This is a genomic window from Xanthobacter sp. DMC12, from assembly GCF_056314105.1.
In genome coordinates this window covers 701,609-725,308 of the sequence record NZ_JBQUYZ010000002.1, presented here as the reverse complement: position 1 = coordinate 725,308, position 23,700 = coordinate 701,609, and the positions used below count along the sequence as shown (strand labels likewise).

Below are 23,700 nucleotides of genomic sequence, written 5' to 3'. Positions count from 1 at the left end.
GCCCTTTCCCGAAACCATCCGGAATCCAGAATCACCTGCTGATGAGCACGCTCCCCCTCGCCAAACTCGACCAGCTGGTCGCCCGGCATGCCGAGATCGAGGCCGCCCTGTCCCACGGGGCGGAGGGGGAGGAGTTCGTCCGCCTCGGCCGTGAATTCTCGGATCTCTCGCCCGTGGTGGAGCAGGTGCGTGCCCTGCGCGGCGCGGAACGCGATCTGGAGGGCGCCCGGGAGCTGCTCGCCGATTCGGCCGGCGACCCGGAGATGCGCACCCTGGCCGAAGCGGAGGTGGAACGGCTGGATGCGCGCATCGCCGAGCTGACGACCGCCGTGCGCCTCGCGCTCCTGCCCAAGGACGCCATGGACGAGCGCGGCGTCATCCTGGAAGTGCGGGCCGGCACCGGCGGCGATGAGGCGGCCCTGTTCGCCGGCGACCTCTATCGGATGTACACGCGCTATGCCGCTGAAAAGGGCTGGAGCGTGGAGGTGCTGTCGGAGAGCGAGGGCACCATGGGCGGCTACAAGGAAATCGTCGCCGCCGTCCACGGCAAGGGCGCCTATGCCCGGCTGAAGTTCGAGAGCGGGGTCCACCGTGTCCAGCGGGTGCCGGCCACGGAGGCCGGTGGGCGCATTCATACCTCCGCCGCCACCGTCGCCGTCCTGCCCGAGGCGGAGGACGTGGATGTGGACATCAACGAATCCGACCTCCGGATTGACGTGTTCCGCGCCCAGGGCGCCGGCGGCCAGCACGTGAACAAGACCGAATCAGCAGTGCGCATCACCCACATCCCCACCAATACGGTGGTCGCGGTGCAGGACGAGCGCTCCCAGCACCGCAACAAGGCCCGCGCCATGGCGCTGCTGCGCTCCCGCCTGCTGGACGAGGAGCGCCAGCGGAAGGAGGCGGGCCGCGCTGCCGACCGCAAGGGGCAGGTCGGCTCCGGCGACCGCTCCGAGCGCATCCGCACCTACAATTTCCCGCAGGGGCGCGTGACGGACCATCGCATCAACCTCACCCTCTACAGGCTGGAAGAGGTGATCGCGGGCACCGCGCTCGACGATATCATCGAGCCGCTGCTCACCGAGCATCAGGCGGCCTTGCTCGCCGCCGCCGAGGAGGCCTGAGCCGTGCCCGGCCCCGGCGATGCCCCCGAGGCCGACCTGACCATCGCCCAATTGCGTCGGCAGATGGCCGCGCGCCTCGCCGCTGAAGGCATGGAGACGCCGGAGCTGGATGCACGGCTGCTGCTGGCCGACGCCCTAGGATGCGGGCCGGGCGAGTTGCTTGCGCGGGCCGATGATCGTGTAACGCCGGACATTCGCGCCGCCGCCGACGCACGGCTCGCCCGGCGGCTCGCGGGAGAGCCCGTGGCACGCATCCTCGCCCATAAGGAATTCTGGAGCCTCACCTTTCACCTTTCCCCGGACACGCTGGTACCGCGCCCGGATACGGAAACGGTGGTGGAGGCGGCTCTCGCCTTCTTTCCCGACCGTGCCGCGCCATTCCGTGCCCTCGACCTTGGCACAGGCACCGGCGCCATCCTCGCGGCCCTTCTCACGGAGCGGCCGGCCGCAACCGGCATCGCAGTGGACCGCTCTGAGAATGCGGCCCGGACGGCCCGAGCCAACTTCGCAGCCAACGATCTTTCGGACCGCGCCTGCGTCGTCGTCGCGGACTGGGGCATGGCCCTCGCGGGCGGATTCGACCTCGTGGTCTCAAACCCGCCCTATATCGCCGAGGACGAGATGGAAGGGCTTGCCGTCGACGTGCGCCACCACGACCCCCGGCTGGCCTTGGTCGCGGGAGTCGACGGGCTCGCCGCCTATCGCGCCATCGCCGCCGACCTGACGCGCCTGCTGAAGCCCGGTGGCATTGTTGTTCTGGAACTCGGCGCGGGTCAGGAACCCGCCGTCGCCGCCCTCGTTCAGGCCGCAGGACTCTGCGTGCTCGGCCCGGCCCGGCCCGACCTCGGTGGCATTCCGCGCGCCCTCTGCGCGCGGCATCCCGGCGCCCCGCACGGGACGCCTGACGAAAAAAGGCTTGGAACCTCTGAGGGAAATCGCTAGTGTCAGTCGCAGGAATCGAACCGGGGCATTGGTCCAGAGGGCTGATGCGGGCTTCCGAAATCTCAAACGGATGTTTCGGGTGCTGGGAATGCGAGAGCGTGGAGCGCGCGATGGCGCCGCTCACGCAAGCGTCCCACGGTTGGATCGTTTCACGGTGCTGAGCATGCGCGGCCCACAGACGGTCGATGGCGGTCTTTGGTGACGTCTCGGGCGATGATGTCTCGGGTTACGGCATCTCGTGTAGCGGCACCCGTGCTGGGGGGCACGGAACGGGGCTCAATGATCGGACTGATCCTGACTTCTTGACGACTTTCGCTTTGGTCCAGCGCGGATGCCGGCGCAGGCGGCTTCCGCGGATCTGATGGTCATGTCCTGCGCACAAGGCAGCGTGCCACGGGGCCTATTCCGCTGGGATGGCGTTCCGGAGGTTCGTTTCATGAGATGCGCGCCGCCGGAGCGGGAAGCCCGGCGGGATATGCGGATTTTACCGGCGCGATGCGGCCGGGCGCAGACGGCGGCGTGAACGCCGGGCGAGTAGAGATCGATCCATATGAGAAATGGTCAGCAGAAGCGCATGCGCGGCCGCAACAACAACCGGCGCAGCTCAAACCCTTTGACGCGGGTGTATGAGTCGAACGGCCCGGATGTGAAGGTGCGTGGGACCGCCCACCACATTGCGGAGAAATACCAGCAGCTCGCCCGCGATGCCCAGGCCTCCGGCGACCCCGTGGCCGCTGAGAACTATTTCCAGCATGCGGAACATTACCTGCGCCTCATCGCCTCACTGCAGGGTCAGTTCGCCCCGGTGAATGGATTCGGCCGCGATGAAGACGGCGACGACGAGGAGATGGACGACGTGTCCTCCCTCGACGCGCCGCAGCCGTATGGAAATCGCAACGACCAGCCTTACAGCCGCGACGAGCAGCCCTACCAGGGGCGCAGCAATCGCGATGACCGGGGTCCGCGCGAGGATCGCGGTCCTCGGGACGACCGGGGTCCCCGCGAAGACCGCGGCCAACGTGACGATCGCGGCTCCCGCGATGACCGGGGCCAGCGGGACGACCGGGGCCAGCGCGACAATCGCCAGGGCAACTTCCGCCGCAACCGGGATGACGACGAGGGCTACCAGCCGCGCGAGGCCCGCGACAACCGCGAGTTCCGCGAGAATCGGGACCCCCGCGAGCAGCGCGAACCGAGGGAGCAGCGCGAACCCCGCGAAATGCGTGAGCCGCGCGAGCAGCGGGAACAGCGCGAGCCCCGCGAGTTCCGTCGCCGCAATCGTGATGACAACGGCGATGGGTTCGTGCCCCGCGCGGCGCGTGCGCCCCGCAGCGACGACGACCAGCCGCGCCCGCATCGCGCCCCGCGCAGCGAGGAAGCCGAGCAGCCCCGTCCCCCCCGTGCGCCCCGCGCGGAGGAGCAGGATCTCGGTCTGCCGTCCTTCATCACCGGCGCGCCTGCCGTGGCCAAGGAGCGCCCGGAGCCCAAGGCCGAAATGAAGGCCGAGGCGAAGAGCGAGCCGAAGGCGGAGCCCCGCGAACCCAAAGCCGAAGCGAAGGCTGAGGCCAAGGCGGAATCCAAGGCCGAAGCCAAGGTCGCTGCCGAGACGCCTCGCGAAGAGAGTGCAGAGGCTGCTGAGGGCGCAGAGGCCCCACGTCCGCGTCGCCGCCGCTTCCGCACGCGGGCCGGCGAAGGGACCGAGGCCGCCGCCGAGGCGCCGGCGCCCGAGCAGCCCGTGCTGTTCAACGAATAAGTCCGGTTCTCCTGACCGAAACAAAAACCCCGCCGGTCGCCCGGCGGGGTTTTTCTTTGGCCGCCCGCTACGTGCCGGCTCAGCTTTCCTTGAAGCCGTAGTCAGGGATGCCCTGCTCGTTGCCGTAATATTTGTAGGGCAGGAACTTGCCGGACATGGTGATCTGCACCCGGTCCCCCTTGGGGTTCGGCTCGCGCACCATCTCCATGTTGAAGTCGATGGCGGACATGATGCCGTCGCCGAACTCCTCCTCGATCAGCGCCTTCCAGGCCGGGCCGTTGACCATCACCAGCTCGTAGAACCGGTAGATCAGCGGGTCGGTGGGGGGCATGGGCGTGCCGGCGCCGCGCATGGGCACTTCGTTCAGCATCCGCTCTTCCACCTCGGAAAGGCCGAACAGCTCGGCAGCCTTCTTCGCGAGCGGCTTCACCAGCTTCATCTGGCCCAGCAGCGCGCCGACGACGAGCACGGGCGACATGCCGCCGATCTCGTCGCAGATGTATTTCCAGGTCCAGCCCTTCTCGCGCTTGATGTCGAGAATCTTCTCGGTCAGTTGCTCGCGCTTCATCTTCTTATGGTCTCCGCTTGAGTTCGGTCGAAGAGACAGGCCCCGTCAGTCGCGTGCCTTGGCGATGGCGGGGAAGGGAATGGTGTTGGCCGGCGCTGGCTCGGGCTGGCGGCCGAGACGCACCACGGGCGGGTGGCGGCGGTCGTAGCCAGCCGGCATCTCCGCCTTGAAGGTGCGGCTGCGAGCGACGAGGAAATCCACGAGGTGGTTGCGCACCGCGTAGTAATCCTCTTCCCGATGGATGCTGTCGCGCGCCCGCTCCATGGGCAGCGGATTTTCCACCACCTCGGCGATCATCGCCTCCGGCCCGTTGGTCATCAGCACGATCTTGTCGGCGAGGTAGATGGCTTCGTCCACGTCATGGGTGATCATGACCACGGTCTGGCCGGTGGACTTGCAGATGCGCCGCACCTCGTCCTGCAGCGTGCCGCGGGTGAGCGCATCGAGGGCCGAAAAAGGCTCGTCCATGAGCAGGATCTTGGGCTCGATGGAGAGAGCGCGCGCGATGCCGACGCGCTGGCGCATGCCGCCGGAGAGTTCCGCCGGGCGCTTCAGTTCGTTGCCCTTGAGCCCGACGAGATCAATGAAGCGGCGCGCCCTCTCCTCCACCTCGGCGCGCCCCGCCTTGCGCCAGCGGGAGGAGACCGCGTAGCCCACATTGCCGATGACGCTCTTCCATGGCAGCAGGGCATGACCCTGAAAGATCACCGCGCGGTCGAGGCTCGGGCCGGAGATGGCCTGCCCGTCCACCACCACCACGCCATCGGACGGCTCCTCGAGCCCGGCGAGGATGTTGAGCACGCTCGTCTTCCCGCAGCCGGAATGGCCGATGATGCAGACGAACTCGCCCCGCGCCACGGGCAGCCAGAGATTCTCGAAGATGGTGGTGGAGCCGCCACCCGCCGCCGGATAGCGCCGGGCGATGCCCTCGATGGAGATGAACTTCTGATCGCTCTCGGTCTTGGCTTTCTCCATGACCTTCACTCCGGAAACGTCACGCGCTTCTGCAAGCGCGCGAGAATGAGGTCGAGCGCCATGCCGACGACGCCGATGAGCAGGATTCCGACGATCACATTAGCGATGGAGAGGTTGTTCCACTCGTTCCAGACGAAGTAGCCAATGCCGGTTCCGCCCACGAGCATCTCCGCCGCCACGATGACCAGCCAGGCGATGCCGATGGAGATGCGCATGCCGGTGAGGATGGTGGGCGCTGCCGCTGGCAGGATCACGGTGAAGGCGCGGCGCCACGGCCCCACCTCCAGGGTCCGCGCCACGTTCAGCCACTCCTTGCGCACCGCCCCGACACCGAAGGCGGTGTTGATGAGCATGGGCCAGACCGAGCAGATGAAGATGACGAAGATGGCCGAGAGGGAGGAATCCTTGATGGTGTAGAGGGCGAGCGGCATCCAGGCCAAGGGCGAGATGGGTTTCAGCACCTGGATGAAGGGATCGAGCGCCCGGTAGGCCAGCGGCGACATGCCGATGAGAAAGCCGATGGGCACCGCCACCAGCACCGCCAGCCCATAGCCGATGGCCACCCGGCCGATGGAATAGAGCAGCTGGAGGCCGAGCCCCTTGTCGTTCGGGCCATTGTCGTAGAACGGCCGCTTCAGGTTGTCCCAAAGCTTGCCGGCAACATCGAGCGGCCCCGGCATGGCGGACTTGGCGCCTTCGGTGGCGATGCCCATCAGCTTGGCATATTCGGGATCGAGCGCCGGCCCCGAGCTTGCGCCCGGGGTGACGGCGATCTGCCATAGCGCGCAGAAGGCGACGAACAGCAGCACCGAGAGGAGGCCGGCGCGCGCGCCGAGGCTCTTCATCCGCTCAGCTCCGCTTGATCGCGAAGGAGCTGACGTATTCGGCAGGCTTGGCCGGATCGAACACCTTCCCCATCACCGAGAACGACTTCATGGTGGTGGTGGGCGGGGTGAGGCCCATCTCCTTCATCACCTTGGCCGCGTCGGTGGCGAGAAACACCTCGTTGGCGACCTTGGTGTAGTCCACATCGCCCTTGATCTGGCCCCAGCGCTTCATCTGGGTCAGCATCCACACGGCGAAGGAATCCCACGGGAAGGGATCGAAATCGACGCGCTTGGGGTCATCCTTGATGTTGCCGAGGCCGTCCGCGTACTTGCCCACCAGCACCTGCTCCAGAACGATCGGCGGGGCATTGAGATAGGCGGCCGGCGCGATGGCCTCGGCGATGGCCTTGCGGTTCTCGGCCTTCGAGGCATAGCCGGTGGCATCCACGATGGCGCGCAGCAGCGCCGCGTAGGTGTTGGGCATCGTGGAGATGAATTCCTTGCTGGCCGCGAAGGAGCAGCAGGGATGCCCGTCCCACATGGTCTTGGACAAGGAGTGGATGAAGCCCACGCCGTCGAAAACGGCGCGCTGGGCCACGTTGTCCGGCGCTAGGAAGCCGTCTATGTTCTCGGCGCGGAGGTTGGCCACCATCTCCGGCGGCGGCACCACGCGCAGCTGCACGTCCGTGTCCGGGTCGAGGCCGTTCTCGGCGAGGAGATAGCGCAGCAAATAGTTGTGCATGGAGAAGTCGTAGGGGATGGCGAACTTCAGCCCCTTCCACGACTTCACGTCCATCTTGTCCTTGTGCTTGATGCCAAGCGTGAAGGACTGGCCGTTGATGTTCTCGATAGCCGCCGCGACGAACGGGATCGGGTTCGAGCCCAGCCCCTGCGAGATGGCGAGCGGCATGGGCGCCAGCATGTGCGCGGCGTCGTATTCCTTGTTGATGGTTTTGTCGCGCACCACGGCCCAGCCGGCGGTCTTCACCACCTCCACATTCAGGCCGTGCTTCGTATAGAAGCCCATGGGATGGGCCATGATGATGGGCGTGGCGCAGGTGATGGGGATGAAGCCGACCTTGAGGTCGGTCTTCTCGGGCTTGCCGGTCTGGGCAAAGGCCTCGGTGGCAGCATCAAGCGGGAAGAAGGTCGCGAGCGCGGCCGCCGCCGTGGAGGTGCCCACGGCCTTCAGGAAAGCGCGACGCTTCATGTCGTTCGGAAACAGCGCCCGCATGAGGCCCGAGGCGACCACCTCCTTATAGCGCGCCTCATCGGAGAGCGTCGCAGCCCGCTCCGCCGCCGCATGCTCCTCCGCACTCGCGTGCCGCCCGCACAGGCAGCGGCGCAGCGTGGACTTCAGCGAGAACGGGTTGGAAAACATCGACATCAGGGCTCTCCGTGAGGGCTTGCGATGGACCGGACGATCGTGACGCTGGGATAGGGCAATGCCCGTGCCACGCTCAGCCGGGGACGGGAATCGGTGGCGGGGTGGCGAGCGCCTTGCGCGCCAGCATGTGGCTTTTTGGATCGTTGACGGAGGCGACCGCGACGAGGCGATCCCCCGCGAAGTATCTGACGCAGAAGCGTGCCGCGGCGACGTCACCCTCGCATTCGGTGCGGTCGTGCCCGTCGAGAAGGCCGGCGATCTGCAGCTTCACATCATACTGATCGGACCAGAACCAGGGGATCGGATCGTATGCAACCGTGCCACCATTGATCGCTTTTGCGGCAGCCTTAGCCTGGTCGATGGCATTCTGCACGGATTCGAGGCGAATTCGTCGGCCGTAGAGCTTGCTCGGGAAGTTGGCTACGTCTCCGGCAGCATAGATGTCGGGCACGCTGGTGCGGGTCGCCTCATCCACCCGGATGCCGTTCTCCATAACGAGGCCGGCATCGGCGGCGATTTCGCCATTGGGCACCGCGCCCACAGCGGAGAGCACGAGATCGGCTGGCAGCACCCGCCCGTCGGCGAGCTCGACGCCGGTCACCGCATCCGTGCCCAGAATGCGGGCGACGCCGGTGCCGGTGAGGATGGTGACGCCGTGCCCCTCGTGCAGCAGGCGGGCGAAGTCCGAAATAGTGGTGCAGGCGACGCGGGCGAGAAGCCGCGGCGCACCCTCCACCACGGTGACATCGAGCCCGAGCGTCCGCGCCTTGGCCGCCGTCTCCAGCCCGATATAGCCGCCGCCGATGATGACCAGCCGCGCGCCCGGAAGAGCGGCGGCGCGGAAGTGCTTCACATCGTCGATGCTGCGGATGGAGAAGACCCCGGGCAGCTCCGCACCGGGCACAGGCAGCGCGCGGGCGCGGGTGCCGGTGGCGATCAGCAGCGCGCCATAGGTGAGGCGGGCGCCGTCGGAAAGCTCCACCTCCCTGCCCGCCGGAAAGATGCGGGCGACGCGGGTGGAGAGCCGCATCTCGGCGCCGGCCTCGGCATAGAAGGCGGGCGCCTTCAGCTCCAGCCGGTCCTCGGTCATCTCGCCGCCGAGATAGGCCTTGGAGAGCGGCGGGCGCTGGTAGGGCAGATAGGGCTCGTCGCCGATGACGATGATGGGCTTGCCATAGCCTTCGGCCTTGAGGGAGGTGACGGCCTGCGCCGCCGCCTGCCCGGCCCCGATGATGACGAGCGGCGCGCTCACGACAGATGCTCCTCGACCACCTGCTCCTGCGCGACGCCCAGCGCGGCGGCGACGAAGAGCAGCCGGTCCTGGCCGAAATACATCTGGCCGTTCACGAAATAGGTGGGCGAGCCGAACACGCCCGCCTCGATGGCCGCGGCGGTGTTGCGCGCGATCTTGTCGGCAGCCTCGACGCTGTCGGAGAGGGTGGCGAGCATCTCGCCATCCAGCCCCACCTCATTGGCGAGGCGGACAAGGTTGGCCCGCTCGGAAATCTGGATGTCCCGCGCCCAGACGGCGGAGAGGCAGGCGCCGATGAGGTCGGCGGGGTCGATGCCCTCGAGCTGCGCCGCCGCGATGAGGCGACAGGCGGGCAGCGTATCCGTGGGCCAGAACTTCGGCTCGGTGTTGATCGGGATGCCGCGCACCTTGGCCCAGCGCACGATGTCCTCTTTGCGATAGGCGTTGCGCTGGGGCGACTGCTTCGCCGGGGCGGTGGAGCCGCCTTCGGCGAAGACCTTCAGGATGTCGACGGGACGCCACAGAATGTCGGCGCCCGCCGCGCGCGCGATCTCGCGCAGGCGGCCGTGCCCCAGATAGGCATATCCGGACTGGGGGCTGAAATAGCAGATGATCTCGGGCACGGCGGGGCTCCTTTGGCTCGGTTCAGCCGAGGGCCGCGGCCGGATGCCCCTCCTCGATGGGGAGCGACGGATCGCGCGACCACTCGTTCCAGGAGCCAAAATACATCTTCACGTCCTTCACCCCCGCCTCTTTCAGCGCGAGGAAGGTGTTCGAGGCCCGCGCCCCTTTGAAGCAGTAGAGATAGACGGGGGTCTCGGGCGAAATGCCCACGGTGGCGCACTCGGCGAGGATCTCGGCGGAGGACTTGAAGCGCGGCCCTTCGGCGGTCGGCTTCATCATGCGGTACCATTCGATCCACTTGGCGCCAGGGATGCGGCCCTTGCGGGGGCAGAAGTCCTTGCCATAGGGCGAGGAGCTTTCGCCGATCCACTCGTCCACGTCGCGCACGTCGAGCTTGGCGACGGCCGGGTCCTCCACCGCCTTCAGCATGGCGGCGGCATCGATGATGAGTTCGCCGGCCGCCGGGTCCACCGGGAAGGTGGCGGCCTTGGGCTCGGGCACATCCGTCGAGACGGGAAGGCCCGCCGCACTCCAGGCGGCGAACCCGCCATGCAGCACCTTCACCTTCGGATAGCCGAGGAAGGTCAGCAGGAAATAGCCCCGGCAGGACTGGCCGAAGCCGGAATTCATCGACTGCTCGTAGATGACTGCCGTTTCCTTGCCGGAGAGGCCGGCCTTGCCGAAGGCGTCGGCGAATTTTTGCCGAAGCTCGGCGTAGCCCTCGGGCGTCGAGGTGGCGAGGAAGGTGAAGATCTCATGGAGGTTCACCGCCCCGGGGATGTGGCCCGCGGCGTAGCTGGCCGGGTCGCGGGTGTCGATGACGACGGTGGGCTCGGACAGGATCAGGGTCGACAGGTCGGGCGGCGAAATCAGGATTGCGCTCATGGTGATCCCCTCTGGTCGGTCGGATCTTGCGGGTCGCAAGGACACGTCTTCGGAAGGCAACGGGGGCTTTTGCCCCTCATGTTTTGAAACGGGCGAAGGTCAGGCCGGCATCTGGTCCAGCATCAGCTTCAGTTGCTTGGTGGCGGGCGTGACGATGGCGACGAAATAGGCCTCGCGCAGGCGCCGCTGGCAGCGGGAGGCCCGCACATATCCGCGGGCGCCGCAGTGGAGCATGGCGTTGTGGGCGGCCTCGACGCTCGTCTCGCCGGCCAGAAGCCGGGCTGCGACCACCCGGCGCCAGTAGTCCGGGCTCGTCTCGAACGGCGTCTCGGCGAGGGTGTTCACCTCCGCCTCCATGGCCGCCAGCGTCTCGGCCATCTGGTCGGGCTGGACGTCGAGGTAGCGGTTCACGTGGCCGAGGGGCTCCTCGACCTCGCGCATCATGGCGATGCAGTCGCGGATGAGGCCGATGGCCATTCCGGCCTGCAGCAGGATGAAGCCGGCCCGCATCTTATTCACGAACGACATGGCGTCGTGCGCCAGCACCATGTCGTCGGGAATGAACAGGTCGCGCACCTGCACGCCGTAGGTGCCGGTGCCGTCCATGCCGAGGAAGGGCTCGCAGGGCTTCAGCGTCACGGCCGGCTCGGCGCAATCGATGATCGCCATGACAGGCGCGGCGCCGTCCACGGCGAAGATGCAGCCAAAGAAATGGTCGGGGCCGAGATTGGACACCCACGGCAGGATGCCCTTCACCTTGTAGCCGCCCTCCACGCGCGTGCCCTTCAGCTTCAGCGTCTCGATGCCGAAGAAGGACTTCATGGGATTGGACAGGGCGGTGCCGCCAAGCACGTGGCCGGTGGCGACGGCGGCGAGATATTTGGCGCGCGGCGCCGCGTTCTCGGAATTGATGAGGTACCAGACCAGCGTGTTCTGGCACCAGGCCATGAAGCCGGTGGCGGCGCAGACCTCGGACATGCGCGACATGCCCTCGATGGCATTGCCCAGCCGGTGGCCCTGAGAGAGATGCAGCCGGAAGGCGCCGGCGTCGGCGAAGCGATGCAGCAGCGTCGCGGGATAGGTGCCCTCGTCGATGGCCCGCGCCCAGGCGGAAAGGTCGGTCCGCGCGATCTTGCCGATCTCGTCCAGCGCGATGCCGGCATCGAGATCGACCGCAGCGGGGTCATGCGGCGACAGGGCGGTGACGGCGGCGTGCGGCACGGGCAGCGACATGGCGATCCTCGACGGGGAGAGGGCTGGAGCCTGCCCGGCACACGCCGGGCAGGGATGCGGCCGCGGGCGGCCGGGCGTCCGGAGCGGGCTGGCTCACCCGAGCGCCACCTCAAGGTTCACCGGGCGCACGAAGGTGTTGGCCACGGGCGACCACTTGGTGACGTGGGAGATGAGCGCCTCGACCTCTTCCTTCGGTACGCCGTCGCACTCCATGTCGACCTTCACGCGCACGTCGGTGAAGCCGACCGGCTTCTCGCTCACGTCGCCCGTGCCCCAAACGGCGGTGATGTTGAGGTCGCCTTCGAGCTGAAGCTCGAGCTTGCGCACGGTCCAGCCGCGATGCACCGCATTGGCGTGGAGGCCCACGGCAAGGCAGGAGCCGAGGGCGGCCAGGGACGCCTCGGACGGGTTCGGGGCCGTGTCGTCGCCGAGCAGGCCCGGAGGCTCGTCGACGATGTAGGGCTCAAGATTGCGGATGTAGTTGGCGTGGCGGAAGCGGCCTTCGGCGACGGTCTTGCACTTCAGGGTCTTGATGACCTTGGGGTCCGCCTTGCCGGCAGCGATCAGCTTGGCGAGGCCTTCCTTGTCGATGGGCGCAAGGCAGCCCGTGGTCGCTTCTGGCGCGAGGCAGCCGGTCAGTGCGGTCTGGGGCGCAGTCATCAGGATCTCCTTGGGTCGTGTAGACAGACCGTTCTGTCTTATGCACGCCCTATGCCAGATCCGCCGACGGAGGCAGACGACTGAAGGAGAACTGCATTTCCTCATGAGAAATAAGGAGCTGTGGGAAGAAGGGACGCGGCTTGTCCGGCACGGTTCGTGCCTGTAGAAAACAGACAGGTCTGTCTCAGTGCTCGCGAAAGCAGCACAATGGTGAGAAGCGATGCAGCAAGCGAAGGCAATCCGCCCCAAGGCCAATCCCCACGCCGCGTCGGACGCCGGGGAGGGGGAGCCGAAGGCGCGCGAACGCATCCTCCAGGCTGCGACGCGGCTGTTCTGCCAGTACGGCATCAACGCGGTGGGCGTGGATGCGGTGGTGGCGGAGGCGGCAACCGCCAAGGCGACCCTCTACAAGTCATTCGGCTCCAAGGAGCGGCTGGTGGAGGCGGTGCTGGAGCGCGAGGGCGCGGCTTGGCGCGACTGGTTTCTCGGCGAGCTGCTGAAAGGCGAGGCAACTGCCCAGATGCGCCTGCGCCGCATCTTCCCCGTGTTGCGGGAATGGTTCGGCGACGCCCGCTTCTTCGGCTGCCCCTTCATCAATGCGGTGGCGGAACACGACAAGGCCGACGACCGCATGCGCCAGATCGCCCTTGCCCATAAGAAGGTGGTGCTGGAGACCATCACCCGCCTCGCGTCGGAGGCCGGCGCGCGCGATCCCAACGGCGCCGCCCACCAGCTGGGCGTCTTGATCGACGGCGCCATCGTCGCTGCCATGATTACCAAAGACGCCAATGTCGCCCTGCTCGCCGGGCAGACCGCCGACCTGTTGCTCTCGGGTATGGCGGCCGAAGCGGCCTGACGGGCGCATCTCTGCCAACCCGCTCACGCTCCATGCGTCCAGAGCGGGAGACGGCTCGCTCCCCCTGCGAAATGCGCAGTCTCCCGCGCTTGACGCTCCGCCCCGCGGCGTCCGAAAACGCGGTAACAGCATCGGGAGGAAAAGATGCAGATCCGCGCCGCCGTCCTGCGCACGTCTCCGGTCAACAAGCCTTATGCGGACACGCGTCCGCTCTCGATTGAAACGGTTCAGCTCGCGCCGCCCCAGGCCGGCGAAGTGCTCATCAAGGTGGCGGCGGCCGGCCTGTGCCATTCCGACCTTTCGGTCATCAACGGCGACCGTCCGCGCCAGCTCCCCATGGTGCTCGGCCACGAGGCGGCGGGTGTGGTGGTGGAGACCGGCCCGGGCGTCGATGACCTCCATGCCGGCGACCATGTGGTGATGAGCTTCGTGCCCACCTGCGGCACCTGCCCCTCCTGCATGGAGGGCCGTGCCCAATTGTGCGGGCCGGGACAGGCCTCCAACGGCGCAGGCACCCTGCTCGGCGGCGGGCGGCGACTGAAGTGCGACGACGGCACCGACATCTATCACCTCTGCGGCATCGCCGGTTATGGCGAGTATGCGGTGGTCTCGCGCCGCTCCATCATCAAGATCGACAAGGAGATGTCGCTCATCGACGCCGCCCTGTTCGGCTGCGCGGTGATGACGGGCGTCGGCACAGTGGTGAACACGGCTGGCGTGCGGCCCGGCCAGAGCGTCGCGGTGGTGGGCCTCGGCGGCGTCGGCCTCTCGGCGGTGATGGGCGCGGTGGCGGCGGGCGCCGACCAGATCGTTGCCCTCGACCTCTCGCCGTCCAAGCTCGATCTCGCCCGCCAGCTCGGCGCGACGGATACCTTCCTCGCCAGCGACGCGGACATCGTGGAGGCGGTGAAAGAGGCGACCCACGGCGGCGTGGACCACGCCATCGAGATGGCCGGCTCGGCCCCCGCCTTCGAGCTCGCCTACAAGATCACCCGCCGCGGCGGCACCACCACCACGGGCGGCCTCGCCAATCCCAACGCCCGCATCTCCCTGCCGCCGGTGCATCTCGTCGCCGAGGAGCGCACCATCAAGGGCAGCTACATGGGCAGCTGCGTTCCGCCGCGCGACATCCCGCGCTTCATGGCCCTCTACAAGCGCGGCAAGCTGCCGGTGAACCGCCTGCTCTCCTCCACCGGGCCGCTCGACACCATCAACGAGAATTTCGACCGCCTCGACCGTGGCGAAGTCGTGCGGCACGTCATCGTCTACTGAAACTGGCGGGGCCGCGGCGGATCGCCTAATCTGCCGCGGGTTCCCGAGGAGAAGTCATGCGCGTCGCCATCCGTCTCGCCGCCGTCGCAGCGCTGGCCATTGCCGTCTCCGGCTGCGACAAGTGCGGCAACTGGTTCGGCCAGGGCACGCCGGTGGGCAAGCCCGGCGCGTGCCAGTCTTCGACCCCGCGCTGATCCGCCCTTTTACCCCGCCGCTTCCTTGCATCGGCGGGGCTCCGCCGCTATAAGCGCGCCTTCGCTTTCGGCATGCGCCCCCCTGGAGGCGTGCCGCAGGGCGAAATCGCGCGTCCATACGGATGCGGCGATGGAAACTCAAAATTAGGACGAGTGCCATGACTGCCATCAAGGAACTGAAGGCTGTGGCGCGCCCGCGGGCCGGCAAGGGGGCCGCCCGTGCCGAGCGCCGCGCCGGGCGTGTGCCCGCCGTGATCTACGGCGAGAAGCAGGACCCCATCACGATCTCGCTCGACTTCATCGAGATCAACAAGATCATCTATGCCGGCCACTTCCTCACCACCCTGTTCGAGGTGGACGTGGACGGCACCAAGCACCGCGTCATCCCGCGCGACTATCAGCTGGACGTGGTGAAGGACTTCCCCCTTCACGTGGACTTCCTGCGCGTCTCCAAGGGCGCGACCGTGACGGTCGAAGTTCCGGTGCACTTCGTGAAGCAGGAAGCCTCCCCGGCGCTCAAGGCCGGCGGCACGCTGAACGTGGTTGCCCACACCGTTGAGCTCGAGTGCGATGCGGAGAACATCCCCGCCGCCATCGAGGTCGACCTCACCGGCGCGGAATTCGGCGACGCCTTCCACCTGTCCGCCCTCAAGCTGCCGGCTGGCTCCAGCTGGGCCGGCCAGGGCGACGACACCCTCGCCACCATCGTCGCCCCGGTGGGCGCCGAGGAGGAGCCGGCGGCGGAAGAGCCCAAGGCCTGAGCTGATCGCTGACCATCCCGGGCGCCGCGCTTTTCTTTAAGCCGCGGCGCCCCGTTTTCCGGGCCGGAGATCCGCCTCATGTTCCTGTTCGCAGGGCTCGGCAATCCCGGCCCGAAATATGCCGGTAACCGGCACAATGTCGGCTTCATGGCGCTCGACGCCATCTGCCGCCGCCACCGCCTCGGGCCTCTGAGACGCCGCTTCCAGTCCGCTGCGGCGGAAGGCGAGATCGCCGGCGAGAAGGTCATCGCGCTTTTCCCCGAGACCTTCATGAACGAGAGCGGCCGGGCTGTCGCCGAGGCCCAGCGCTTCTACAAGATCCCCCTCGACCACATCTTCGTCTTCCATGACGAGCTGGACCTGCCCCCCGCCAAGCTGCGGATCAAGAAGGGCGGCGGCAATGCCGGCCACAACGGTCTGAGGTCCATCACCGCCCAGTGCGGCAATGATTACTGGCGCATCCGCCTCGGCATCGGCCATCCCGGCGACAAGGCGCTGGTGCATGCCTATGTGCTCAACGACTTCGCCAAGTCCGAAAAGGGCTGGGTAGATGCCGTGAGCGACGCCTGCGCCGATTTCGCCGAACTGCTGGTGAAGCAGCGCCCCGACGAGTTCCAGAATCGCGCCCACCTGTTCCTGGAGGCCCAGGGCTTCGGCGAGCAGAAGCGGGTCGGCGAGAAGGGCTGAGGCACCGCGTACGACCATGGCGCAAGCTTCGGCGGGTTGCGCACACGCGGCCCGAGGGGCTATGCGATCCCCCAACGGCCGCAGCGCGGCCTGATCCTTTTCTTCCATCCTGCAGCCGCACCGGCGGGCGGGTGCAACTCCGGGCTTTCCATGGGCTTCAAATGCGGCATCGTCGGGCTTCCCAACGTGGGCAAGTCCACCCTCTTCAACGCGCTCACCCAGACCGCGGCGGCGCAGGCGGCGAACTATCCGTTCTGCACCATCGAGCCGAACGTGGGTGACGTGGCGGTGCCCGATCCGCGCCTCGACACGCTGGCGGAGATCGCCGGCTCCGGCGCCATCATCCCCACCCGCCTCACCTTCGTGGACATTGCCGGCCTGGTGCGCGGCGCCTCCAAGGGCGAGGGGCTCGGCAACCAGTTCCTCGCCAACATCCGGGAGTGCGACGCCATCGCCCATGTGGTGCGCTGCTTCGAGGATGGCGACGTGACACATGTGGAAGGCAAGATCGCCCCGGTCAACGACATCGAGACCATCGAGACCGAGCTGATGCTCGCCGACCTCGAGAGCCTCGAGAAGCGCCTGCCGACGCTGGAGAAGAAGGCCAAGGGCGGCACCGACAAGGAAGCCAAGGAAACCCTCGACCTCGTCATGCGCGCCCTCGTCCTGCTGCGCGACGGCAAGCCCGCCCGCCTCGCCGAGGTGAAGCCGGAGGAACGCAAGCTCTTCAACCAGCTGGGCCTGCTCTCCGCCAAGCCGGTGCTTTACGTGTGCAACGTGGAGGAAGGCTCCGCGAAGGAGGGCAATGCTCTCTCCGCCGAAGTCTTCAAGCGCGCCGCCGAAGAAGGCGCCAAGGCGGTGGTCGTCTCTGCGAAGATCGAGAGCGAGATCGCGGTGCTGCCGCCCGACGAGCAGAAGGAATATCTGGAGGCCATCGACCTCGACGAGCCGGGCCTCAACCGCGTGATCCGCGCCGGCTACGAACTGCTCCAGCTGCTCACCTATTTCACCGTGGGTCCGAAGGAAGCGCGCGCCTGGACCATCACCGCCGGCACCAAGGCCCCGGCGGCGGCGGGCGTGATCCATACGGATTTCGAGAAGGGTTTCATCCGCGCCGAGACCGTCGCCTACGACGACTACGTGAAGTTCAAGGGCGAGGCCGGCGCCCGCGAGGGCGGCCGGTTCCGGCTGGAAGGCAAGGACTATGTGGTCGCCGACGGCGACGTGCTGCACTTCCGCTTCGCCAACTGAGGCTGCGTGATGGTCGGGGCCGGGCCGCAGTTACTCGGCCGCTTCACCTTCACAGCCGAGGAGATCGTGCGCTTCGCGCGCGCCTACGATCCCCAGCCCTTCCATGTGGATGCGGAGGCGGCCGCCGCCTCCCCCTTCGGCACCCTCATCGCCTCGGGCTGGCACACGGTCTCAACATGGATGGGCCTGTTCGTGCGCGCCCATGGCGCGGCGGTTGAAGCCCTGCCCGCCGACCACGCGGCGGTGATCGCGCCCGTGGGCGTCGGCTTCGGTCTGACGGACCTCAAATGGCTCGCGCCGGTCCGCGCCGACGACACCATCACCTTCTTCACCGAAATCCTCGACGCCCGCCCCAGCGCCAGCCGCCCCGGCTGGACGATCTACCACCGCACCGGCAGCGCCCGGCGGGACGATGGGACCGAGGTGATGCGCTTCGAGCTGAGGCATCTGGCGCCGGACGCGCGCTAGCCGCACGCCATGGTTGCGTATCGGAATATATTCCCATAAGCTTTCCGCCGATGGCAGGGGCTAAAGCGGCTGTGTCCCTTAGGCTCGCACGACGGGCGACGGATATGTCAGACGGCACGCATCCCTGCAGCACCACGGCTTCAGGCGGGGGTCATCGAATGATTATCGTTACCCACAAGCTTTATACCGGCAAATATAATATCAATAATTCAATTGAAATCAGAATATACGGCCCGGTGAAGCTGGAGAATTCGTGGGGCTGCAAATACGAAATCGATTGGCCGGAAGGACAGTACAGCATCACGGCAGAGGGCGAGGACGCCCTTCAGTCTCTGACCATCGCACTCCAAATGATCGGCGCAGATCTATACACAAGCACCTATCATCAGGAAGGTTCGCTTCGCGCCTACGACAAGGAGGACGGCTACGGCTTCCCCGTCCCAAGCAATCTGCGTGACCTGCTCATCGGCGTCGACAAGATGAGCTTCTGATTTCAGTCCCTCGCGGAGCCCCGCCATGGTGATCCTCACGCACACCCTTTTCATCAGGGGAGAGACCGGCGACACGCCGGTGGAGATTCGCCTTTACCAGCCCGAACACATCGTGGAGGACTTCGGCGAGTCCTGGGGCTGCCGCTTCGAGATCGACTGGCCGGACCGCACCAAGAGCATGGTTATCCATGGATACGATGCTCTACAGGCGCTCAATCTCTCCATGATGTGCGTCGGCGTGCACCTCTATGTGTCCGAATATCACAACGACGGCCTGCTCTATTCACCCGGTCGCGAAGGCGGCTATGGGTTTCCGGTCACCCAGAACATCCGCGACGTTCTGGTGGGGAGCGACAAGGCCACCTTCTGGCCTGACGCGTCGGTATCCCCACGCCCAGCTTGACGTTTGCGTCATCCTCGCCTTCCATCGGCCTCCAACGACAGGGAGGCCGCCTTGCCCGACATCTTCTTCGAAGATTTCATCATCGGTGAGGTGAAGACGTTCGGCTCGCACAAGGTCACGGAGGAGGAGATCCTCGCCTTCGCGCAGGAGTTCGATCCCCAGCCCATGCACCTCGATGCGGCAGCCGGCAAGGCGTCCCTGCTCGGCGGGCTCGCGGCCTCCGGCTGGCATTCCTGCGCCATCATGATGCGGCTCATCTGCGACGGCTTCCTGCTGCGCACCGCCGGCCAGGGCTCGCCCGGCGTCACCGAGAACAAGTGGCTCGCGCCCGTCTTCCCCGGCGACGTGCTCACGCTGCGCCGCACGGTGCTGGAGAGCCGCACCTCCAAGAGCAAGCCCGACATGGGGCTCGTGACCTTCCGCTTCGAGCTTCTCAAGGCCGACAAGAGCGCCGCGGTGGACCAGACCTGCGTCTGCATGATCGGCCGCCGCAACCCGGGAGCGCGCCTCGCATGATGTATTTCGAGGACGTCGAGGTGGGTGCCACGGCCGCGCTGGGCAACCACTCCTTCACCGAGGCGGAGATGCTGGCCTTCGCCCGGCTCTACGATCCCCAGCCGTTCCATGTGGACCCCGAAGCGGCGCGGCGCAGCCCGTTCGGCGCTCTCGTAGCCTCCGGCTGGCACACCGCCGCCATGTGGATGAAGTGCTTTGTCGCCTCCAACATGGCTCTGCCGAAGGAGGCGTCCAAGCCCGGCGAGGAAAGCGTGCCGGGCGGCGGCTCTTTCGGCCCGGCGTCCGGCTTCACCAAGCTCAGGTGGCTGAAGCCGGTCTATGCGGGCGATACCATCTCGTTCGCCACCGAGGTGCGGGACAAGATCACCATCAAGTCCCGCCCCCAATGGGGCTTCCTGCGCACCTACAATTCCGGCACCAACCAGCACGGGGATCTCGTGATCGACTTCGAGAGCACCGTGCTGATGCGGCGCCGCCCCTGAGCGGCGCCTACCCTTCCAGTTCCTCTTTCAGGATTTCGAGGCGCAGCCATTCCTCCTCCGCCGCGTCGAGGGCCGCCTGCGTCTCTCCAAGCGCGGCCGAGGCCTTGTCGAAGCGCGCCGGGTCGCGGGCGTAGAGCGCGGGATCGGCGATTTCGGCAGCGAGCTTCTCCAGCTTCGCCCGCAGGTCGTCCATGGTCTTGGGCAGCGTCTTGAGCGCGTGCTGCTCGTGGAAGGAGAGCCGGCGCTTCGCCCCGGCCGGCGGCGTCTTGCCGGCCTCCGGCTTCGGCTCCGCCCCGGCTTTCCCCTTGGCAGAGGTGGTGCCCTTGTCCCGCGCCTCCACGCCGCGGCCACGCTGGGACAGCATGTCCGAATAGCCGCCGGCATATTCGCGGAACACACCCTCCCCCTCCGCCATCACCACGCTGGAGACGGTGCGGTCGAGGAAGTCGCGATCGTGGCTGACGAGGATGACGGTCCCAGGATAGTCGGCCACCATCTCCTGCAGCAGGTCGAGGGTCTCGAGATCGAGATCGTTCGTCGGCTCGTCCAGCACCAGCACGTTGGAGGGCAGCGCCAGCGCCCGTGCCAGCATCAGCCGGCCGCGCTCGCCGCCGGAGAGCACGGAGAGCGGCGCGTTGGCCTGCTCGGGGGTGAACAGGAAGTCCTTGAGGTAGCCCATCACATGCTTGGGCACCCCGCCCACCTGCACCTGGTCGGAGCCGCCGCCGGTAAGGGCATCGCGCAGGGTGGTGCCGGGATCGAGCGCCGCGCGCTTCTGGTCCAGGCTCGCGACTTCGAGGTTGGTGCCGAGCTTCACCGCGCCCGAATCGGGAGCGAGTTCGCCGGTGAGCAGCTTGATGAGGGTGGTCTTGCCCGCGCCGTTGGGGCCGATGATGCCGATGCGGTCGCCGCGCAGGATGCGGGTGGAGAAATCCTTCACCACCGACCGGTCGCCGAACGCCTTGGCGATGTGCTTCGCCTCGATGACGAGCTTGCCCGAGGCCTCGGCCTCGCTCACCGCCAGCTTGACGTTGCCGACGGCGCGGCGCTCCTCGCGCCGGTCCTTGCGCATGGAGTGCAGAAGGCCGAGCCGGCGCACGTTGCGCTTGCGGCGGGCGGTGACGCCGTAGCGCAGCCAATCGAGTTCCGCGACGATCTTGCGGTCCAGCTTGTGGCGCTCCGTCTCTTCCTGCTCCAGCACTTCGTCGCGCCAGGCCTCGAAGGCGCCGAACCCCTGCTCCAGCCGCCGGGTCTGGCCACGGTCGAGCCACACGGTGGCGCGGGAGAGCGTTTCGAGGAAGCGCCGGTCATGGCTGATGAGCACCATGGCGGACTTCAGCCCCCGAAGCTCGCTTTCCAGCCATTCGATGGCCGGCAGGTCGAGATGGTTGGTGGGCTCGTCCAGCAGAAGCACGTCCGGCTCCGGCGCGATGACGCGCGCCAGAGCGGCCCGGCGGGCCTCGCCGCCGGAGAGGTGAGCGGGGTCTTCCTGTCCGGTCAGGCCCAGCTCGGTGAGAAGATACTGGGCGCGATAGGCATCGTCGCCCGGCCCGAGACCGGCCTCCACATAGGCGAGCGTCGTCGCATATCCGGAAAAATCCGGCTCCTGCGGCAGATAGCGCACCGTGGCGCCGGGCTGGAAAAAGCGCGTGCCGGAATCCGGCTCGATGAGCCCCGCCGCCACCTTCAGCAGCGTAGACTTGCCCGAGCCGTTGCGACCCACGAGGCACACCCGCTCGCCCGCCGACACGGAAAGCTCCGCGCCGTCGAGCAGAGGGGTGGCGCCGAAGCGCAGATGGATATCCTGGAGGAGAACGAGCGGAGGAGCCATGGAGCCGGATTAAAGCCCTCTGCTCCGGAACGCAAAGCCAGTTCGCACGGCGCCTGCCTTCGCGGCCCGCTCGTTCTTCGCAGGACACGGCGACGCGACCGCTGCCGGGAGTGTTCCGGCAGCGCGCGCAGTCCCGCCATCAATGTACGGTGGAAGATCCGTTCAGCTTGGACATCTGGTCCTTGAGAACCAGCTTCTTGCGCTTCAGCTCGGCGACACGAAGAGGATCCGAGGCGGGGCTGTTCATTTCGCGGCTGAGCTCCTGCTCGATGGCCGCGTGACGCCGCTTCAGCTCCTGAAGGTGCGACTGGATGGACATTCTGAGCCACTCCCTGTCTGCAACACGACATCAGTCTGTCACGGAGCCGACGAAGAGTCGACCGCCTTGTGGACCGTCTTTCCGCCCCTCCGGCGACCTCCCATCTTGCGGCGCGGCAAGCCCGTGCCATAGTCATTCCAGATGGGGGCGAGCGGGCGGCGGACCCGCGCGCCGGTGACAGGACCGGGCATGACGAGCGACGAGGAACGGGATCTCAAGGTCCACCTGGAGCGCCTGAAGCAGGAGCATCGAGATCTCGATGCGGCGATCGAGGCGCTCACCAGCGTGTCGGGATCGGACGTGCTGCAGATCCAGCGGCTCAAGAAGCGCAAGCTGCAACTGAAAGACCGCATCGGCCAGATCGAGGACGAACTGTTCCCCGATATCATCGCCTGAGCGGACTCGCCTGGCACAGGCGCGAGGCCGGATCTCCTGAGGAGGCATCCGGTGCGCGGAGGCCGGGCGTGCCCGGTCTCCGGAAGGCGGCAGAACGGCTCAGAGCTGGCCGAGCAGCGCGGCGGCGCCCGAGGCGTCGGCCTTGGAGGGCACGTCCTCCACGTTGAGGGTCTTCACAACGCCGTCCTCAACCACCATCGAATAGCGCTTGGAGCGCACGCCGAGACCGGCGGCCGAGCCGTCGAAGGTGAGGTCGAGCGAGGTCGCGAAGGAGGCGTCGGGGTCCGCCAGGAACACGATCTTGCCATCCGCGCCGGACGCCTTTTCCCAGGCGCCCATGACGAAGGGATCGTTCACCGACACCACGGCGATGGCATCCACGCCCTTGGCCTTGATGGCGTCGGCCTCGTGGACGTAACCCGGCAGATGGTTCTTGTGACAGGTGGGGGTGAAGGCACCCGGCACCGCGAACAGCACCACCTTCTTGCCCTTGAAGATTTCGTCGGTGGTCTTCGGCACGGGGCCGTCCTCGGTGGGAACACGGAAGGTGGCGTTGGGCAGTTTGTCGCCGACCGAAATGGGCATCGTCTTCTCCACAATTTTGGGCGTTTGCGCCCGCGCCGACAATACGGGCTTTTAATCGCGAGAAAAGCGCCCGCCGCGCGCCCGAGCAGGCGAATTCAGCGCGGCGGAAGCTGAGGCACCCGCACCGTGGTGACGATCGCCTTCGGGCTGTCCACGAGGGTCAGGGTCAGCGGCGTCCCCGAGGGATCGGTGCCAGCGGGCACACCCTCCAGCGGCAGTTCGAAACGGGCGGCACCATCGGGCAGCATGGTCTTCTGCGGCAGCGGCAGGGCCCAGCGGTCCGGCCCCTCGGCAAAGAGATCGGCCTTGGGATTCTGCGCCTTCACCTCGATGACGAGGCGGGGCGGCTGGGCGCTCGTGTCTAGTTCGATCTTCTGCACGGAGGTCGGCTCGGCAACGCCCAGCGGACGTTCCACCGGCAGGGCCGCACGGGCCGCCGAGATACGGGACGCCTCTGCGCCCGCGTCTGCACCAAGCGGTAAGGCCAGATCCGCGCGGGCAGGCATGCACAGCGCTTCGCACACCGCGAAATCGAACGCGAGTACGAGCCGCGCCGGCTTGTCCTTGTCCTTCAGCTCCACCTTCAAGGGGAACAGGACCGACCCCTTGTAGCCGATGGAAAAGCCCCCTCCCCCGTCGGCGAAGCGCTTGGGCGCCGGCCATTCCATTTCCACGCGCGCGACGTTCTCCGAGCCGCTCCAGTCCAGCGTCGGCGGCACGCCGCTGTCGCCGGGATAGCGCCAGTAGGTCTTCCAGCCGGGCGCCAGCTTCAGCTCGATGCCCGCGTCCGCCGTCGTGCCCGAGACGACGCCGGCCATCAGGATCACATCGGCGCCCGGCACCTTCACCGGCGGCGCGCTCGCCGCCTGTGAGGTCAATGGGCAGAACGTGGCCACAAACGCGACGGCGAGGAGCATGCGGCCAAATGCGCCGGTCGGAGACGGAAGGGCAGGCCGAA

The 23,700-nt window shown here is 67.2% G+C and carries 28 protein-coding genes; 15 read left to right on the top strand and 13 right to left on the bottom strand.

What is annotated here, in order from left to right; translation table 11 throughout:
• Window positions 1-41: 41 nt before the first annotated feature.
• The 3 genes from prfA (at window position 42) to ACT535_RS11485 (ending at window position 3,819) form a co-directional block, all read left to right on the top strand.
• A complete protein-coding gene (gene prfA, locus ACT535_RS11495; protein WP_476364446.1) occupies window positions 42-1,124 on the top strand; it encodes a peptide chain release factor 1 in 1,083 nt (360 codons plus the stop codon).
• A 3-nt stretch (window positions 1,125-1,127) separates the two neighbouring features.
• Window positions 1,128-2,066, top strand: coding sequence for a peptide chain release factor N(5)-glutamine methyltransferase (prmC, locus tag ACT535_RS11490; protein ID WP_476364445.1), 939 nt, complete (start codon window positions 1,128-1,130; stop codon window positions 2,064-2,066).
• Between the two features lie 574 nt (window positions 2,067-2,640).
• Window positions 2,641-3,819: a DUF4167 domain-containing protein gene (locus tag ACT535_RS11485; RefSeq protein WP_476364444.1), complete on the top strand. Its 1,179-nt coding sequence runs from the start codon at window positions 2,641-2,643 to the stop codon at window positions 3,817-3,819.
• Between the two features lie 79 nt (window positions 3,820-3,898).
• Here the strand turns inward: ACT535_RS11485 and cynS are convergent, their stop codons facing one another.
• The 9 genes from cynS to ACT535_RS11440 form a co-directional block, all read right to left on the bottom strand.
• Complete coding sequence (cynS, locus tag ACT535_RS11480) at window positions 3,899-4,387, bottom strand: cyanase (protein WP_168462343.1); 489 nt, start codon at window positions 4,385-4,387, stop codon at window positions 3,899-3,901.
• A 45-nt stretch (window positions 4,388-4,432) separates the two neighbouring features.
• The gene (locus ACT535_RS11475) at window positions 4,433-5,362 is read right to left on the bottom strand and encodes an ABC transporter ATP-binding protein (protein ID WP_476364443.1); all 930 of its coding nucleotides are present in this window, start codon (window positions 5,360-5,362) and stop codon (window positions 4,433-4,435) included.
• Between the two features lie 5 nt (window positions 5,363-5,367).
• Window positions 5,368-6,207 carry a nitrate ABC transporter permease gene (gene ntrB, locus ACT535_RS11470; protein WP_476364442.1) on the bottom strand — a complete coding sequence of 280 codons (840 nt, stop codon included), beginning with the start codon at window positions 6,205-6,207 and terminating at the stop codon, window positions 5,368-5,370.
• A gap of 4 nt (window positions 6,208-6,211) precedes the next feature.
• The gene (locus tag ACT535_RS11465) at window positions 6,212-7,576 is read right to left on the bottom strand and encodes a CmpA/NrtA family ABC transporter substrate-binding protein (protein ID WP_476364441.1); all 1,365 of its coding nucleotides are present in this window, start codon (window positions 7,574-7,576) and stop codon (window positions 6,212-6,214) included.
• Between the two features lie 73 nt (window positions 7,577-7,649).
• Window positions 7,650-8,828, bottom strand: a complete 1,179-nt coding sequence (locus ACT535_RS11460; RefSeq protein WP_476364440.1) for an NAD(P)/FAD-dependent oxidoreductase — start codon at window positions 8,826-8,828, stop codon at window positions 7,650-7,652.
• Complete coding sequence (locus ACT535_RS11455) at window positions 8,825-9,451, bottom strand: 2-hydroxychromene-2-carboxylate isomerase (RefSeq protein ID WP_168462338.1); 627 nt, start codon at window positions 9,449-9,451, stop codon at window positions 8,825-8,827. The genes ACT535_RS11460 and ACT535_RS11455 overlap by 4 nt, the downstream gene beginning before the upstream one ends.
• A gap of 22 nt (window positions 9,452-9,473) precedes the next feature.
• On the bottom strand, window positions 9,474-10,337 hold the full coding sequence (locus ACT535_RS11450; RefSeq protein WP_476364439.1) for a sulfurtransferase: 864 nt from the start codon (window positions 10,335-10,337) through the stop codon (window positions 9,474-9,476).
• A 99-nt stretch (window positions 10,338-10,436) separates the two neighbouring features.
• Window positions 10,437-11,570, bottom strand: a complete 1,134-nt coding sequence (locus tag ACT535_RS11445; RefSeq protein WP_476364438.1) for an acyl-CoA dehydrogenase family protein — start codon at window positions 11,568-11,570, stop codon at window positions 10,437-10,439.
• A gap of 93 nt (window positions 11,571-11,663) precedes the next feature.
• Window positions 11,664-12,230, bottom strand: coding sequence for an OsmC family protein (locus tag ACT535_RS11440; protein ID WP_051678987.1), 567 nt, complete (start codon window positions 12,228-12,230; stop codon window positions 11,664-11,666).
• A 220-nt stretch (window positions 12,231-12,450) separates the two neighbouring features.
• Between ACT535_RS11440 and ACT535_RS11435 the strand changes: the two genes are divergently transcribed.
• The 11 genes from ACT535_RS11435 to ACT535_RS11385 all read left to right on the top strand — a co-directional run bounded on the left by ACT535_RS11435 (window position 12,451) and on the right by ACT535_RS11385 (window position 19,611).
• Window positions 12,451-13,086 (top strand): TetR/AcrR family transcriptional regulator, encoded by a 636-nt coding sequence (locus ACT535_RS11435; protein WP_168462335.1) that lies wholly within the window; start codon window positions 12,451-12,453, stop codon window positions 13,084-13,086.
• A gap of 144 nt (window positions 13,087-13,230) precedes the next feature.
• The gene (locus ACT535_RS11430) at window positions 13,231-14,358 is read left to right on the top strand and encodes a zinc-dependent alcohol dehydrogenase family protein (protein WP_476325191.1); all 1,128 of its coding nucleotides are present in this window, start codon (window positions 13,231-13,233) and stop codon (window positions 14,356-14,358) included.
• A 56-nt stretch (window positions 14,359-14,414) separates the two neighbouring features.
• The gene (locus ACT535_RS11425; RefSeq protein WP_168462333.1) at window positions 14,415-14,552 is read left to right on the top strand and encodes a hypothetical protein; all 138 of its coding nucleotides are present in this window, start codon (window positions 14,415-14,417) and stop codon (window positions 14,550-14,552) included.
• A gap of 158 nt (window positions 14,553-14,710) precedes the next feature.
• A complete protein-coding gene (locus ACT535_RS11420) occupies window positions 14,711-15,313 on the top strand; it encodes a 50S ribosomal protein L25/general stress protein Ctc (RefSeq protein ID WP_168462332.1) in 603 nt (200 codons plus the stop codon).
• Window positions 15,314-15,391: 78 nt separating this feature from the next.
• Window positions 15,392-16,000, top strand: a complete 609-nt coding sequence (gene pth, locus ACT535_RS11415) for an aminoacyl-tRNA hydrolase (RefSeq protein WP_168462331.1) — start codon at window positions 15,392-15,394, stop codon at window positions 15,998-16,000.
• A gap of 150 nt (window positions 16,001-16,150) precedes the next feature.
• Window positions 16,151-17,251, top strand: coding sequence for a redox-regulated ATPase YchF (gene ychF / locus ACT535_RS11410; protein WP_168462330.1), 1,101 nt, complete (start codon window positions 16,151-16,153; stop codon window positions 17,249-17,251).
• 9 nt (window positions 17,252-17,260) lie between these two features.
• Entirely contained in the window at window positions 17,261-17,719 is a 459-nt protein-coding gene (locus ACT535_RS11405; protein ID WP_476364437.1) for a MaoC/PaaZ C-terminal domain-containing protein, read from the top strand.
• 158 nt (window positions 17,720-17,877) lie between these two features.
• Complete coding sequence (locus ACT535_RS11400; protein ID WP_476364436.1) at window positions 17,878-18,210, top strand: DUF6968 family protein; 333 nt, start codon at window positions 17,878-17,880, stop codon at window positions 18,208-18,210.
• A gap of 25 nt (window positions 18,211-18,235) precedes the next feature.
• Window positions 18,236-18,613, top strand: a complete 378-nt coding sequence (locus ACT535_RS11395) for a DUF6968 family protein (protein WP_476364435.1) — start codon at window positions 18,236-18,238, stop codon at window positions 18,611-18,613.
• 51 nt (window positions 18,614-18,664) lie between these two features.
• Window positions 18,665-19,129, top strand: a complete 465-nt coding sequence (locus tag ACT535_RS11390; protein WP_476364434.1) for a MaoC family dehydratase — start codon at window positions 18,665-18,667, stop codon at window positions 19,127-19,129.
• A complete protein-coding gene (locus ACT535_RS11385) occupies window positions 19,126-19,611 on the top strand; it encodes a MaoC family dehydratase (RefSeq protein ID WP_168462325.1) in 486 nt (161 codons plus the stop codon). The genes ACT535_RS11390 and ACT535_RS11385 overlap by 4 nt, the downstream gene beginning before the upstream one ends.
• A gap of 7 nt (window positions 19,612-19,618) precedes the next feature.
• Here ACT535_RS11385 and ACT535_RS11380 read toward each other — a convergent pair whose 3' ends face one another.
• Both ACT535_RS11380 and ACT535_RS11375 read right to left on the bottom strand, forming a co-directional pair.
• Window positions 19,619-21,442 (bottom strand): ABC-F family ATP-binding cassette domain-containing protein, encoded by a 1,824-nt coding sequence (locus ACT535_RS11380; protein ID WP_476364433.1) that lies wholly within the window; start codon window positions 21,440-21,442, stop codon window positions 19,619-19,621.
• A 139-nt stretch (window positions 21,443-21,581) separates the two neighbouring features.
• Complete coding sequence (locus ACT535_RS11375; protein WP_168462323.1) at window positions 21,582-21,761, bottom strand: DUF465 domain-containing protein; 180 nt, start codon at window positions 21,759-21,761, stop codon at window positions 21,582-21,584.
• A gap of 189 nt (window positions 21,762-21,950) precedes the next feature.
• On the opposite strand from ACT535_RS11375, the gene ACT535_RS11370 reads away from it, so the two are divergent.
• Window positions 21,951-22,157, top strand: a complete 207-nt coding sequence (locus tag ACT535_RS11370; protein ID WP_168462322.1) for a DUF465 domain-containing protein — start codon at window positions 21,951-21,953, stop codon at window positions 22,155-22,157.
• A gap of 99 nt (window positions 22,158-22,256) precedes the next feature.
• On the opposite strand, the gene ACT535_RS11365 is transcribed toward ACT535_RS11370, so the two are convergent.
• Both ACT535_RS11365 and ACT535_RS11360 read right to left on the bottom strand, forming a co-directional pair.
• Window positions 22,257-22,742: a redoxin family protein gene (locus ACT535_RS11365; protein WP_476364432.1), complete on the bottom strand. Its 486-nt coding sequence runs from the start codon at window positions 22,740-22,742 to the stop codon at window positions 22,257-22,259.
• 95 nt (window positions 22,743-22,837) lie between these two features.
• Window positions 22,838-23,659, bottom strand: coding sequence for a protein-disulfide reductase DsbD domain-containing protein (locus ACT535_RS11360; protein WP_476364431.1), 822 nt, complete (start codon window positions 23,657-23,659; stop codon window positions 22,838-22,840).
• Window positions 23,660-23,700: the final 41 nt, after the last annotated feature.

Excerpts from the sequence above, each read along its gene's own strand:
- ACT535_RS11440 (WP_051678987.1), bottom strand. The coding sequence starts at position 12,230 with ATGACTGCGCCCCAGACCGCACTGACCGGCTGCCTCGCGCCAGAAGCG.
- ACT535_RS11360 (WP_476364431.1), bottom strand. The coding sequence starts at position 23,659 with ATGCTCCTCGCCGTCGCGTTTGTGGCCACGTTCTGCCCATTGACCTCA.
- ACT535_RS11370 (WP_168462322.1), top strand. The coding sequence starts at position 21,951 with ATGACGAGCGACGAGGAACGGGATCTCAAGGTCCACCTGGAGCGCCTG.
- ACT535_RS11400 (WP_476364436.1), top strand. The coding sequence starts at position 17,878 with ATGATTATCGTTACCCACAAGCTTTATACCGGCAAATATAATATCAAT.
- ACT535_RS11380 (WP_476364433.1), bottom strand. The coding sequence starts at position 21,442 with ATGGCTCCTCCGCTCGTTCTCCTCCAGGATATCCATCTGCGCTTCGGC.
- ACT535_RS11395 (WP_476364435.1), top strand. The coding sequence starts at position 18,236 with ATGGTGATCCTCACGCACACCCTTTTCATCAGGGGAGAGACCGGCGAC.
- ACT535_RS11420 (WP_168462332.1), top strand. The coding sequence starts at position 14,711 with ATGACTGCCATCAAGGAACTGAAGGCTGTGGCGCGCCCGCGGGCCGGC.
- ACT535_RS11365 (WP_476364432.1), bottom strand. The coding sequence starts at position 22,742 with ATGCCCATTTCGGTCGGCGACAAACTGCCCAACGCCACCTTCCGTGTT.
- ACT535_RS11465 (WP_476364441.1), bottom strand. The coding sequence starts at position 7,576 with ATGTCGATGTTTTCCAACCCGTTCTCGCTGAAGTCCACGCTGCGCCGC.
- ACT535_RS11435 (WP_168462335.1), top strand. The coding sequence starts at position 12,451 with ATGCAGCAAGCGAAGGCAATCCGCCCCAAGGCCAATCCCCACGCCGCG.
- pth (WP_168462331.1), top strand. The coding sequence starts at position 15,392 with ATGTTCCTGTTCGCAGGGCTCGGCAATCCCGGCCCGAAATATGCCGGT.
- ACT535_RS11485 (WP_476364444.1), top strand. The coding sequence starts at position 2,641 with ATGCGCGGCCGCAACAACAACCGGCGCAGCTCAAACCCTTTGACGCGG.
- ACT535_RS11385 (WP_168462325.1), top strand. The coding sequence starts at position 19,126 with ATGATGTATTTCGAGGACGTCGAGGTGGGTGCCACGGCCGCGCTGGGC.
- ACT535_RS11450 (WP_476364439.1), bottom strand. The coding sequence starts at position 10,337 with ATGAGCGCAATCCTGATTTCGCCGCCCGACCTGTCGACCCTGATCCTG.
- ACT535_RS11445 (WP_476364438.1), bottom strand. The coding sequence starts at position 11,570 with ATGTCGCTGCCCGTGCCGCACGCCGCCGTCACCGCCCTGTCGCCGCAT.
- ACT535_RS11430 (WP_476325191.1), top strand. The coding sequence starts at position 13,231 with ATGCAGATCCGCGCCGCCGTCCTGCGCACGTCTCCGGTCAACAAGCCT.
- ntrB (WP_476364442.1), bottom strand. The coding sequence starts at position 6,207 with ATGAAGAGCCTCGGCGCGCGCGCCGGCCTCCTCTCGGTGCTGCTGTTC.
- ACT535_RS11405 (WP_476364437.1), top strand. The coding sequence starts at position 17,261 with ATGGTCGGGGCCGGGCCGCAGTTACTCGGCCGCTTCACCTTCACAGCC.
- ACT535_RS11475 (WP_476364443.1), bottom strand. The coding sequence starts at position 5,362 with ATGGAGAAAGCCAAGACCGAGAGCGATCAGAAGTTCATCTCCATCGAG.
- ACT535_RS11375 (WP_168462323.1), bottom strand. The coding sequence starts at position 21,761 with ATGTCCATCCAGTCGCACCTTCAGGAGCTGAAGCGGCGTCACGCGGCC.
- cynS (WP_168462343.1), bottom strand. The coding sequence starts at position 4,387 with ATGAAGCGCGAGCAACTGACCGAGAAGATTCTCGACATCAAGCGCGAG.
- ACT535_RS11425 (WP_168462333.1), top strand. The coding sequence starts at position 14,415 with ATGCGCGTCGCCATCCGTCTCGCCGCCGTCGCAGCGCTGGCCATTGCC.
- prfA (WP_476364446.1), top strand. The coding sequence starts at position 42 with ATGAGCACGCTCCCCCTCGCCAAACTCGACCAGCTGGTCGCCCGGCAT.
- ychF (WP_168462330.1), top strand. The coding sequence starts at position 16,151 with ATGGGCTTCAAATGCGGCATCGTCGGGCTTCCCAACGTGGGCAAGTCC.